Consider the following 11563-nt stretch of genomic DNA (forward strand, 5'->3'; position numbering starts at 1 on the left):
ACGCCGCGGGGGGCGGGGGACGCCGGGGGCGGCAGGGACGCGGGACGGCGGTCAGGCGCCGGGCATCAGGGAGTCGAGGTCGAGCACGCGCACGTGGATCACGTTGCGCTGCTGCAGGGCCGCCCGGAGCGCGCGGTGCAGGCCGTCCTCCAGGAACAGCTCCCCGTGCCACTGGACGGCGTGCGGGAACAGGTCGCCGTAGAACGTGGAGTCGTCGGCCAGCAGGGCGTCGAGCTCGAGCTGCCGCTTGGTGGTGACCAGCTGGTCGAGCCGGATCTGCCGGGGCGGGATCATCGCCCAGTCCCGGGTCGAGAACCCGTGTTCGGGGTAGGGACGCCCGTCGCGCACCGCCTTGAAGATCAGTGCCCGACTCCCCTCAGACCGTGGCCCGGGGTCCCCGGGCCGCACCACCGCGACCCACCCTAGTGGGGTCCGCCCGCGGCCCGAGGTGCGGGACGGGGTGCGTGTCCGGTCGTATGCTGATCGCTGGCACTCGGGATCGGTGAGTGCCAGACGGACGGCGGACGGGAGGTGGCACGTGGCCCACGAGGACCGCCGGTTGCAGGTCCTGCGGGCGATCGTCCAGGACTACGTCTCGACCAACGACCCGGTCGGGTCCAAGGCCCTGGCTGCCCGGTACGACCTGGGCGTGTCGCCGGCCACCATCCGCAACGACATGGCGGTGCTGGAGGAGGAGGGGTACATCGCCCAGCCGCACACCAGCGCCGGGCGGGTGCCCACCGACAAGGGCTACCGCTTCTTCGTCGACCGGCTCTCGCAGGTCAAGCCGTTGTCGGCGGCCGAGCGGCGGGCGATCGAGCGCTTCCTCGACGGCGCCCTGGACCTCGACGACGTGCTCAGCCGCACGGTGCGCCTGCTGGCCCAGCTGACCCGCAACGTGGCCGTCATCCAGTACCCGACGCTGTCGCGCTCCGCCGTCCGGCACCTGGAGGTCGTGCAGCTGGCCAGCAACCGGCTGCTCGTCGTCCTCATCACCGACACCGGCCGGGTCGAGCAGCGGGTGGTCGAGATCCCGCCGGTCACCGACGCGCCGACCGGCGTCGACCCGGTCGCCGAGCTGCGCACGCTGCTCAACGGGGCCTTCGTCGGCGTCAAGCTGGCCGAGGCCGGGCTCACGGTCGCCGACCTGCTCGACACCGCGCCCCAGCACCTGCGCGGGCTGGTCGCCGCCGTCAGCGCGACCCTCGTCGAGACCCTCGCCGAGCCCGGTGAGGACCGCCTGCTGGTCGGCGGCACCGCCAACCTGACCCGCGGGGGAGCGCTGGACTTCCCCGGCTCGCTGCGCCCGCTGCTGGAGGCGCTCGAGGAGCAGGTCGTGGTGCTGCGGCTGATGGGCGAGGTCGACCCGGGCCACGTGCTGGTGCGCATCGGCGAGGAGAACGCCCACGAGGGCTTCACCGGCGCGTCGGTGGTGTCGGTGGGCTACGGCTCGGCCGGGGGCACCACCGACCTCGCCCTCGGGGGGCTCGGCGTCGTCGGGCCCACCCGCATGGACTACCCCGGGACCATGGCTGCGGTACGAGCCGTGGCCCGCTACGTCGGCCAACTGCTGGCCGAGAGCTGAGGACTGAGAAGACAGTGGCAACGGACTACTACGGCGTGCTCGGGCTGGCCCAGGGGGCCACCGACAAGGAGATCAAGAGCGCGTACCGCCGCAAGGCCCGCGACCTGCACCCCGACGTGAACCCCGACCCGGGTGCGAAGGAGGAGTTCCAGCAGGTCAGCCGGGCCTACGAGGCGCTGACCGACCCCGACAAGCGGCGCATCGTCGACCTCGGCGGCGACCCCTTCGAGACCGGCGGCGGGGGCGGGGGAAACCCCTTCGGCGGCGGCGCCGGCTTCGGCGGCCTGGGCGACATCATGGACGCCTTCTTCGGCGGCGGCACGGCCACCCGCGGCCCGCGCAGCCGCACCCGGGCCGGGGGGGACGCCCTGATCCGGGTCGAGCTCGACCTGGCCGAGACCGTCTTCGGCACGACGACCGACATCACCGTCGACACCGCCGTCCTGTGCACCGCCTGCACCGGCGCCGGCACGGCCCCGGGCACCCACCCCGCGCAGTGCACCACCTGCAACGGGCGCGGTGAGGTGCAGAGCGTGCAGCGCTCGTTCCTCGGCCAGGTGGTGGCCTCCCGGCCCTGCCCCACCTGCGCCGGCACCGGCCAGGTCATCCCGCAGCCGTGCCCGCAGTGCGCCGGCGACGGCCGGGTCCGCGCCCGCCGCACGATCCCGGTCAAGGTCCCGGCCGGGGTGGAGGACGGCATGCGCATCCGGCTGTCGGGCCACGGCGAGGTCGGCCCCGGCGGCGGCCCCGCCGGTGACCTGTACGTGGAGGTGCACGAGCGCCCGCACGACGTGTTCACCCGCGACGGGGAGGACCTGCACTGCCGGGTGACCCTGCCGATGACCGCCGCCGCCCTGGGCACGACGCTCACCCTGCGCACCCTCGACGGCGACGAGCCGCTGGACATCAAGGCCGGCACCCAGTCGGGCAGCGTGCTCACGCTGCGCGCGCACGGCGCCCCCCGGCTGCGGGCGACCGGCCGCGGCAACCTGATGGTGCACGTCGACGTGCAGACCCCCACCAAGCTCGACGGCGAGCAGGAGGAGCTGCTGCGCACGCTGGCCGCCGCCCGGGGCGAGGACCACCCCGAGGCCAGCCGGGCCCAGCACAACGGCCTGTTCGGCCGGGTCCGCGACGCCTTCAACGGCCGATGAGCGAGCCCGCCGAGCTCGCCCCGGACGGCGCCCCCCTGTTCCTGGTGGACGAGCTCCCACCCGGGGACACGGTGCTGGTCACCGGGCACGAGGCCCGGCACGCCGTGGACGTGCTGCGCCTGACGGCGGGGGAGCGGGTGCGGGTCGCGGACGGCGCGGGCACGGTCGTCGCAGGCGTCGTCGCCGCGGCCGGCACCGAGGGCCTGCAGGTGGAGGTGCTGAGCCGGCACGAGGTGCCCGTGCCCGAGCCCGAGCTGGTGCTGGTGCAGGCCCTGCCCAAGGGTGACCGCGGTCCGCTGGCCGTCGAGCTGGCCACCGAGCTGGGGGTCGACCGCATCGTGCCCTGGACGGCGTCGCGGTGCGTGACCCGCTGGCGCGACGACCGCGTCGACAAGGGCCTGGCCAAGTGGCGCTCGGCCGCCCGGGCCGCCAGCAAGCAGGCCCGCCGCCCGCGCGTCCCCGAGGTCACCGAGCCGATGAGCACCCGGGAGGTGTGCGGGCTGCTCGGCGACACCGACCTCGCGCTGGTGCTGCACGAGCAGGCCCGCCGCCCCTTCGCCGCCGTCGACCTCCCGGCCGAGGGGGTCGTGGCCGTGGTCGTCGGCCCCGAGGGCGGCATCACCGACGGCGAGGCGGTGGCCTTCCGGGCGGCCGGCGCGGTCGTCGTGCGCCTCGGCGAGGAGGTGCTGCGGACCTCGACCGCCGGCCCGGCGGCCCTGGCCGCGCTGAGCGCCCGCACCCGCTGGACCTGACATCTAGGGTCCTGCACGTGACCGACTGCCTGTTCTGCCGCATGGTCGCCGGGGAGATCCCGGCCGACGTCGTGCACGAGACCGAGCGCACCCTCGCCTTCCGGGACATCAACCCGCAGGCCCCCACCCACGTGCTGGTGATCCCCAAGGACCACCACGCCACGGCGGGTCTGCTCGTGGGCGCCGACCCGCAGCTGCTGGCCGAGGTGGTGGCCGCCGCGCACGCGGTCGCCGTCGCCGAGGGCCTGGCCACCGCGGAAGCCCCCGAGCCCGGCTACCGGCTGGTCTTCAACTCCGGACCGGCCGCCGGGCAGACCGTGCACCACGTGCACGGCCACGTGCTCGGCGGCCGCGACCTGGGCTGGCCGCCCGGCTGAGCTGCTGCATGATCGGGGCGTGACCACCCCCGCAGCCCCCGTCCGGATCGAGCGCGACGGGGACGTCGCCGTCCTCGTGCTCGACAACCCGCCGCTGAACCTGTTCGACGCGGCCACCTTCGACGCGCTCGAGGCGCGGGTCGCCGAGCTCGCCGACCTCACCGACCCGGGGCGCCCCGACCGGGCCCGCGCCGTGCTCGTGCGGGCCGAGGGCAGGGTCGTCTCCGGCGGGGTCGACGTCACCGTGTTCGCCGGCATCGCCGAGGGTCCCGACCCCGCCGGGGAGGGTGGCGCGCTGTGGGCCCGGCTGCTGGGCATCGCCCAGGCCGTGGAGGACCTCCCGGTGCCGACCGTGTTCGCCGCGCACGCCCTCACCCTCACCGCGGCCTTCGAGCTCGCGCTGGCCTGCGACCTGCTGGTGGCCACCGAGCGCGCCTCCTTCGGCCTGGTGGAGATCGTCGTCGGGCTGACCCCGTCGATGGGCGGCCCGCAGCGGCTGGCCGAGCGGGCCGGGAGCGCCCGGGCCAAGGAGCTCGTGTTCACCGGGGAGCGCTACGACGCCGCGACCCTGCACGGCTGGGGCGTGGTCAACCGGGTGCTGCCGGCCGAGGGCTTCACCGAGGCCGCCCTGGCGTTCACCCGTCGGCTGGCCGCCGGCCCGACGGTCGCGCACGCGGCCACGAAGACGGTCGTGGCGACGGCGGTGCGCGCCGGCGTCCGGGCCGCCGACGTCGTCGTCCCCGCGGTGTCCGGTGCGTTGTTCACCACCGAGGACCTGCGCTCGGCCACGGCGTCGTTCCTGGCCGACGGGCCGGGCCGGGCCACGCACGCGGGTCGGTGAGCGCGGGAAAGCGGGCGCCGCGCCCCCGGCGACCGGCGTAAGCTCACGCCGGTCACACTCCCGTCGCAGGAAGGCAGGGTCGAGCGTTCTTGCCCGACACCTCTCCGAGCACCACCCCCGCCGAGGGCCCCGCCCCGGTGCGGACGTCGATCACCGTGCCCGAGGGCGTCCCGATGGTGGCCCTGCTCGGGTCCGCCGACGAGCTGCTCCGGCTGGTCGAGACCGAGCTGGCCGCCGACGTCCACGTGCGCGGCAACGAGATCACCCTCACCGGCGCGCCCGGTGACACGGCCTTCGCCGTCCGGGTGCTCGACGAGCTGATCGCCCTGGTCCGCCGGGGCCAGACGCTGCGCCCCGACGAGGTGCGCCGCGTCGTCGGCATGCTCCGCACCGGCGGCAGCGAGCGGCCCGCCGAGGTGCTCAGCCTCGACATCATCAGCCGCCGCGGGCGCACCATCCGGCCCAAGACGCTGAACCAGAAGCACTACGTCGACGCCATCGACCGCAACACCGTGGTGTTCGGCATCGGGCCGGCCGGCACCGGCAAGACCTACCTGGCGATGGCCAAGGCCGTGCAGGCCCTGCAGACCAAGCAGGTCGACCGGATCATCCTCACCCGCCCGGCGGTCGAGGCCGGGGAGCGGCTGGGCTTCCTGCCCGGCACGCTCAGCGAGAAGATCGACCCCTACCTGCGGCCGCTCTACGACGCGCTGCACGACATGGTCGACCCCGAGTCCATCCCGCGGCTCATGCAGTCGGGCACCATCGAGGTCGCGCCGCTGGCCTACATGCGCGGCCGCTCGCTGAACAGCTCGTTCGTCATCCTCGACGAGGCGCAGAACACCACCGCCGAGCAGATGAAGATGTTCCTCACCCGCCTGGGCTTCGGTTCCAAGATGGTCGTCACCGGCGACGTCACCCAGGTCGACCTGCCCGGCGGCGCGCAGTCGGGCCTGCGGGTGGTCCGCGACATCCTCGCCGACGTCGACGACATCCACTTCTCCGAGCTCACCAGCTCCGACGTCGTCCGGCACCGGCTCGTGGGCGACATCGTCGAGGCCTACGACCGCTACGACGTCGCCACCGCCCCCCGCACCGCCGACCCCGTGCGCGGCTCCGGGCCGCGGCGGCAGAAGGGCAGCTGACCCGTGGCCGTCGAGGTCGCCAACGAGTCCGAGATCGCCGTCGACGAGACGTCGTTGACCGGCATCTGCCGGTTCGTGCTCGCCGAGATGGGCGTCAGCCCGCTGGCCGAGCTGTCGGTGCTGTGCGTCGACGTCGAGTACATGGCCAGCCTGCACGAGCGGTGGATGGGCGAGAAGGGCCCCACCGACGTGCTCGCCTTCCCCATGGACGAGCTCGACACCAAACGGCCCGACGACCCCGAGCCGGGCCCCGAGCTGCTCGGCGACGTCGTGCTGTGCCCGGCGGTGGCGATCCGGCAGGCCCGCGCGGCCGGCCACACCATGGACGACGAACTGCTGCTGCTGGCCACCCACGGCGTGCTGCACATCCTGGGCTACGACCACATGGAGCCCGACGAGGAGAAGGAGATGTTCGGCCTGCAGGCCGACCTCCTGAAGAAGTTCGCCGCGGTGCCCCGCGACCAGGTCACCGGCGAGGAGACCGCGCCGCGATGAGCTCCACCGCGATCACCCTGTTGGTGATCGCCGTCCTGCTCGTCCCCGTCGCCGGGGTGTTCGCCGCCGTCGACTCCGCCCTGGCCGGGATCTCGCGTGCCCGGGTCGAGACGCTGCGCCGCGACGGCGTCCGGCGGGCGGAGACCCTGCTGAAGGTGGTCGAGGACCGCGCCCGGCACGTCTCGCTGCTGCTGCTCCTGCGCATCGCGTGCGAGACGACCGCCGCCGTGCTCATCGGCGTCATCCTCTTCGTCGAGTTCGACGGTGTCGGTGCCGGTGTGCTCACCGCCGCGGCGCTCATGACCGTGGTCAGCTACGTGCTGGTCGGGGTCGGGCCGCGCACCCTCGGTCGGCAGCACGCCTACCGGATCGCCCTCGCCGCGGCCGGCCCCACGCGGCTGCTGGGCCGGTTGCTGGGCCCGGTCTCCACCCTGCTGATCCTCCTCGGCAACGCGATCACGCCCGGGCGCGGGTTCCGCGACGGCCCGTTCGCCACCGAGGTGGAGCTGCGCGAGCTGGTCGACATGGCCGAGGAGCGCGGCGTCGTGGAGAGCGACGAGCGCGACATGATCCAGTCGGTGTTCACCCTGGGCGACACCATCGCCCGCGAGGTGATGGTGCCCCGCCCCGACGTGGTGTTCGTCGAGAGCACGAAGAACCTGCGCCAGGCGTTGGCCCTGGCGCTGCGCAGCGGGTTCAGCCGCATCCCGGTGATCGGGGAGAACGTCGACGACATCGTGGGCGTGGTCTACCTCAAGGACCTCGTGCGGCGGACCCAGGGCGACCAGGACGTGAGCCGCATCCGGGTCGAGGAGATCATGCGGCCGGCGTCGTTCGTGCCCGAGTCCAAGCCGGTCGACGTGCTGCTGCGCGACATGCAGGCCCGCCGCATCCACATGGCGGTGGTCGTCGACGAGTACGGCGGGTTCGCGGGCCTGCTCACCATCGAGGACATCCTCGAGGAGATCGTCGGCGAGATCGACGACGAGCACGACACCGTGCAGCGCCCACCGGTCGAGGAGCTGCCCGACGGGTCCTACCGCATCACCGCCCGGTTGCCGGTCGAGGACCTCGCCGACCTGTTCCGCGTCGAGCTGCCCGACGACGACGACGTCGAGACCGTCGGCGGCCTGCTGGCCCGAGCCATCGGTCGGGTGCCCATCGAGGGCTCGGAGACCGTCGTCGGCGAGCTGCACCTGGTAGCCGAGCAGACCGGGGGCCGCCGCAACCAGATCGACACGATGCTGGTGCGCCGGGTCGAGGATCCGACCGAGGAGCCCGAGGTCGAGGAGCCGGCGGTCGACCCCGACGACGAGGAGCGCGCCGAGCGCCGCGCCCGCCGCAAGAAGGAGAAGAAGGAAGCGGCCGCAGCCGCCGCGGCGGCCGCAGCATCCGGGTCCGAGCCGGACGAGCCGGCCGGGCCTGCGGTGGCCGAGGCCCCGGTGGGTGCCGACGGCGGAGCTGCGAAGCTGTCGGGGTGACCGACCTGCAGCCCGAGGACCAGAAGCTCGTGACGCTCGCCCGCTCGGCCCGCGGCCGCACCGGGGCGCCGGAGGGCGCCGCCGTCCGCGACACCGACGGGCGCACCTACCTGGCGGCCACGGTCGCGCTGCCCTCGCTGCAGCTGTCCGCCCTGCAGGCCGCGGTGGCCGCCGCGGTGTCCTCGGGTGTCGAGGGCCTGGAGGCGGCGGCGGTCGTCTCCGGTGCCGGCGCGGTGGAGGAGGCAGGGCTGGCCGCCGTCCACGACCTGAGCCCGGACGCCCCGGTGCACCTCGCCGGCCCCGACGGCGCCCTCGTGCTCACCACCTGAGCGCGCGGGCGTCGGATGCCGACTGTGCAGTTGCGTTCGCGACACCTCCGCCACGCCGACCCGGGCGACCGCGACTGCACACTCGCCGGTCAGAGGCCCAGCCTCTTGGTCAAGTGGACGAGGATGACCGTGGCGGTCAGGGGCTCGCGGTGGGTCTCCCGGTAGCCGAGTCGGGCATAGAGGCGCAGGTTGGCCGTGCTGCGGTGACCGGTGAACAGGGTGGCCGTGGTGCAGCTGGAGGCCTCCTCCGCGGCGGCGAGCAGACGGGAACCGAGTCCCCGGCCCTGCAGGTCGGGCGCGACCACCAGGCGCCCGACGTGCAGCACGCCGTCCACCGCACGGGTCCGGACGGCGCCCACCAGGCGTGGACCGAGCCAGGCAGCGGTGCAGGACGACGCCCTGAGCTCGGCGGTCAGCTCGTCGAGGGTCTGGGTGAGCGCGGGTAGGCGGGTGTCGTCGTACAGCTGCGCCTCGGTCACGTACGCCGCGCGCTGCAGCGTGAGCAGCTCCCCGACGTGGCCGGCCGTCAGCGGGCCGAGCACGATCTCGTTCACCGGTAGACCGTGCCCATCGCGGCGCGCACGCGGTCGAGGGTGGCCTCGGCGAGGGCGTTCGCGTGCCGGTTGCCGTCGTCGAGCACGCGCAGCAGGTACCCGGGGTCGGCGGCCAGCTCGCGGCGGCGGGCCCGCAGTGCCCGGAACCGTTCGTTGACCGCTTCGGTGGTGAGGGCCTTGAGCGCTGCCGAGCCGTCGAGACCCTCGGCGAGGTCGGCGGGGTCGCGGTCCAGGCAGAGACCGGCCAGCTGCAGCAGGGTCGCCACCCCGGGCCGCTCGGCCGGCTCGTAGGTGATGTCGCGCCGGCTGTCGGTCACCGCCCGCTTGATCGCCCGGGCCGTGGTGTCCTGGTCGTCGCCGAGCCGGATGGTGTTGCCCCGGCTCTTGCTCATCTTGTGGCCGTCGAGGCCGAGCAGCAGCGGGGTGTCGCTGAGCAGGGCGTCGGGCGTGACGAACAGCGGGGCGTAGCGCTGGCCGAACCGGCGGGCGACGTCGCGGGTCACCTCCAGGTGCGGCAGCTGGTCGCGGCCGACCGGCACCAGGTTCGCCCCGCAGAAGAGGATGTCGGCGGCCTGGTGGACGGGGTAGGTCAGCATCAGCCCGGACACGGCGCGCCCCGCGTATCCAGCGACCTCGTCCTTGACGGTCGGGTTCCGCTCGAGCTCGGCGACGCTCACCAGGCTGAGGAACGGCAGCAGCAGCTGGTTCAGGGCCGGTACTGCGCTGTGCACGAAGACCGGTGTGCGGGCCGGGTCGATGCCGGCGGCCAGCTGGTCGGCCAGCAGGTCGAGCACGCTGGCGCGCAGGTCACCGGGGTCGTCGCGGTCGTAGATCACCTGGTAGTCGGCGACGACGAGCAGCACCTGGACGCCGAGGTCCTGCAGTCGCACGCGGTTGGCCACCGTGCCGAAGTAGTGCCCCAGGTGCAGTGCGCCGGTTGGCCGGTCGCCGGTCAGCACCCGGTAGCGGTCGGGGTGGACCGCGAGGTCGGCCTCGATCTCCGTCGAGCGGATCGCAGCCTGGTGGAAGGACGAGTCATGCATCGGGGTCTCCAGCGGGGAGGGAGCGCCCGAGGGGGAGGCCCACGCGTCCGGTGAGCTGCCGACGGGCAGCTCGGGGACGGGTCAGGTCACGGCTGCGCGAGCAGCTGCCACCAGGTGGTCGGGGACACGAACACGCGGTCAGGCTAGCGGGTCGACCCACCCCGGCGTCGGTTGGTCCGCGACACGGCATGGACCAACGGGCGCTCGCGGGGGGTGACCCACTCAGCAGCAGGGTCAGGGCAGCGGGTGGCCGAGCGCGTCGGCGAACTCCTCGGGGTCGCGGACCCAGACGGTGAAGGCCCGGTCGGCCGCGCCGTCGGCGGACAGGTGCCGGACGACGACCCGGCGCCGCCCCGGCCACCACCCACCCCGTCGCCTGGCCCGCGGCCAGTCGGCCGGCGCCGGGGCGAGCACGACGTCCTCGACCAGCACGAGGGGGACGACCCCGAAGGACGACGTCTGGCGCAGCCCGGCGATGTCGGTGGACACCGCGTGGTCGGAGACGGTGAACCGACTCGTGGCCAGCACCAGCACGAGCAGCCCCAGGACGACGGCCAGCGGCGCCTCCTGCCGGGCCGCCGGCCAGCCGCTGATCAGCCCCAGCGCCACCAGCCAGACGACGACGGCCAGCACCGTGGCCAGCGCGACCCCGGGGCTGACGAGGTTGTACTGCCAGTACCGCAGCGGGGCCGGGGTGACCGTGACCGAGCGCTTGGGCCCGCGCCGGGCGAGGAAGCCGTAGCTGGTCACCTGGCTGGTGTGCCGCTCCCGGTCGCGGGCGGCGCGCACCGCGGGCGGCTCGTCGTCGGGTCGTCGCTGTCGGCGGGCCATGGCGTCCATCCTCGCAAGCGCTGTCGGACCCCGGTGGGAGACTGGTCGGCGTGAGCACCCCCGACGCGCCGTACCGCAGCGGCTTCGTGGCCCTGGTGGGCCGGCCCAACGCGGGCAAGACCACGCTCACCAACCGCCTCGTCGGCGACAAGGTCGGCATCGTCAGCAACCGGCCGCAGACCACGCGGCACGCCATCCGCGGCGTGGTGCACCGGCCCGAGGGCCAGCTGGTGCTGGTCGACACCCCCGGCCTGCACAAGCCGAAGAGCCTGCTGGGCCAGCGGCTCAACGACGTCGTGCGCGACACCCTCGCCGAGGTCGACGTCGTCGTGTTCTGCATCCCCGCCGACCAGCCGGTGGGTGCCGGCGACGCGTACATCGCCCGCCAGCTGGCGAACGTGAGCACCCCCGTCGTCCTGGTGGTCACCAAGACCGACGCGGCGTCGAAGAAGCAGATCACCGCGCAGCTGGTCGCCGCCTCCCAGCTGGTCGAGGCCCGCGAGGTCGTGCCGGTCAGCGCGGTGGCCGACGAGCAGGTCGACCTGCTCGCCGACCTGCTCATCGGCATGCTGCCCGAGGGCCCGCCGCTCTACCCCGACGACCAGCTCACCGACGACGACGTCGAACGGCAGATCGGTGAGCTGGTGCGCGAGGCCGCGCTGGAGAAGGTGCGGCAGGAGGTGCCCCACGGGCTGGCGGTCAGCGTCGAGGAGATCATCCGCAAGCCCGACCCGCGCGACCCCGAGGCGGTGTTCACCGAGCTGCACGTGCTGCTGCACTGCGAGCGCCCCAGCCAGAAGCCCATGCTGCTGGGCAAGGGCGGGGCCACGATCAAGGCGATCGGCAGCGAGGCCCGGGTGGGTCTGGAGCAGCTGCTCGGTGGCCGGGTGCACCTCGCCCTGCACGTCACCGTCCTGGGGGAGTGGCAGGACGACCCCAAGAAGCTGCAACGGCTGGGCTATTGAGCAGCCGAGGC

The 11563-nt window shown here is 74.1% G+C and carries 14 protein-coding genes; 10 read left to right on the forward strand and 4 right to left on the reverse strand.

The window, feature by feature from the left end:
- Positions 1-51 precede the first annotated feature (51 nt).
- On the reverse strand, positions 52-411 hold the full coding sequence (locus tag TEK04_RS08435; protein ID WP_432277324.1) for a type II toxin-antitoxin system VapB family antitoxin: 360 nt from the start codon (positions 409-411) through the stop codon (positions 52-54).
- A 127-nt stretch (positions 412-538) separates the two neighbouring features.
- On the opposite strand from TEK04_RS08435, the gene hrcA reads away from it, so the two are divergent.
- The 9 genes from hrcA (at position 539) to TEK04_RS08480 (ending at position 8159) form a co-directional block, all read left to right on the forward strand.
- Complete coding sequence (gene hrcA, locus TEK04_RS08440; RefSeq protein WP_336403888.1) at positions 539-1585, forward strand: heat-inducible transcriptional repressor HrcA; 1047 nt, start codon at positions 539-541, stop codon at positions 1583-1585.
- A gap of 14 nt (positions 1586-1599) precedes the next feature.
- On the forward strand, positions 1600-2739 hold the full coding sequence (dnaJ, locus tag TEK04_RS08445; RefSeq protein WP_336403889.1) for a molecular chaperone DnaJ: 1140 nt from the start codon (positions 1600-1602) through the stop codon (positions 2737-2739).
- On the forward strand, positions 2736-3491 hold the full coding sequence (locus tag TEK04_RS08450) for a 16S rRNA (uracil(1498)-N(3))-methyltransferase (RefSeq protein WP_336403890.1): 756 nt from the start codon (positions 2736-2738) through the stop codon (positions 3489-3491). Before dnaJ ends, TEK04_RS08450 begins: the two co-directional genes overlap by 4 nt.
- Before the next feature lie 17 nt (positions 3492-3508).
- Complete coding sequence (locus TEK04_RS08455; RefSeq protein WP_336403891.1) at positions 3509-3868, forward strand: HIT domain-containing protein; 360 nt, start codon at positions 3509-3511, stop codon at positions 3866-3868.
- A gap of 19 nt (positions 3869-3887) precedes the next feature.
- A complete protein-coding gene (locus tag TEK04_RS08460) occupies positions 3888-4709 on the forward strand; it encodes an enoyl-CoA hydratase/isomerase family protein (protein ID WP_336403892.1) in 822 nt (273 codons plus the stop codon).
- Between the two features lie 89 nt (positions 4710-4798).
- The gene (locus tag TEK04_RS08465; protein ID WP_432277325.1) at positions 4799-5854 is read left to right on the forward strand and encodes a PhoH family protein; all 1056 of its coding nucleotides are present in this window, start codon (positions 4799-4801) and stop codon (positions 5852-5854) included.
- A gap of 3 nt (positions 5855-5857) precedes the next feature.
- Positions 5858-6349 (forward strand): rRNA maturation RNase YbeY, encoded by a 492-nt coding sequence (gene ybeY, locus TEK04_RS08470; protein WP_092803647.1) that lies wholly within the window; start codon positions 5858-5860, stop codon positions 6347-6349.
- Positions 6346-7830, forward strand: a complete 1485-nt coding sequence (locus TEK04_RS08475; protein ID WP_336403893.1) for a hemolysin family protein — start codon at positions 6346-6348, stop codon at positions 7828-7830. The genes ybeY and TEK04_RS08475 overlap by 4 nt, the downstream gene beginning before the upstream one ends.
- The gene (locus TEK04_RS08480) at positions 7827-8159 is read left to right on the forward strand and encodes a cytidine deaminase (protein ID WP_336403894.1); all 333 of its coding nucleotides are present in this window, start codon (positions 7827-7829) and stop codon (positions 8157-8159) included. Before TEK04_RS08475 ends, TEK04_RS08480 begins: the two co-directional genes overlap by 4 nt.
- An 89-nt stretch (positions 8160-8248) precedes the next feature.
- Here TEK04_RS08480 and TEK04_RS08485 read toward each other — a convergent pair whose 3' ends face one another.
- The 3 genes from TEK04_RS08485 to TEK04_RS08495 all read right to left on the reverse strand — a co-directional run bounded on the left by TEK04_RS08485 (position 8249) and on the right by TEK04_RS08495 (position 10587).
- Positions 8249-8713, reverse strand: a complete 465-nt coding sequence (locus tag TEK04_RS08485; protein ID WP_336403895.1) for a GNAT family N-acetyltransferase — start codon at positions 8711-8713, stop codon at positions 8249-8251.
- The gene (trpS, locus tag TEK04_RS08490; RefSeq protein ID WP_336403896.1) at positions 8710-9756 is read right to left on the reverse strand and encodes a tryptophan--tRNA ligase; all 1047 of its coding nucleotides are present in this window, start codon (positions 9754-9756) and stop codon (positions 8710-8712) included. The genes TEK04_RS08485 and trpS overlap by 4 nt, the downstream gene beginning before the upstream one ends.
- Positions 9757-9990: 234 nt before the next feature.
- A complete protein-coding gene (locus TEK04_RS08495) occupies positions 9991-10587 on the reverse strand; it encodes a hypothetical protein (protein WP_336403897.1) in 597 nt (198 codons plus the stop codon).
- Positions 10588-10637: 50 nt separating this feature from the next.
- On the opposite strand from TEK04_RS08495, the gene era reads away from it, so the two are divergent.
- Entirely contained in the window at positions 10638-11552 is a 915-nt protein-coding gene (gene era / locus TEK04_RS08500) for a GTPase Era (protein WP_336403898.1), read from the forward strand.
- Positions 11553-11563: the final 11 nt, after the last annotated feature.

Origin of the sequence: Klenkia sesuvii (genome assembly GCF_037083825.1) — a bacterium.
Classification (GTDB): domain Bacteria; phylum Actinomycetota; class Actinomycetes; order Mycobacteriales; family Geodermatophilaceae; genus Klenkia; species Klenkia sesuvii.

Excerpts from the sequence above, each read along its gene's own strand:
- TEK04_RS08450 (WP_336403890.1), top strand. The coding sequence starts at position 2,736 with ATGAGCGAGCCCGCCGAGCTCGCCCCGGACGGCGCCCCCCTGTTCCTG.
- TEK04_RS08475 (WP_336403893.1), top strand. The coding sequence starts at position 6,346 with ATGAGCTCCACCGCGATCACCCTGTTGGTGATCGCCGTCCTGCTCGTC.
- trpS (WP_336403896.1), bottom strand. The coding sequence starts at position 9,756 with ATGCATGACTCGTCCTTCCACCAGGCTGCGATCCGCTCGACGGAGATC.
- TEK04_RS08495 (WP_336403897.1), bottom strand. The coding sequence starts at position 10,587 with ATGGCCCGCCGACAGCGACGACCCGACGACGAGCCGCCCGCGGTGCGC.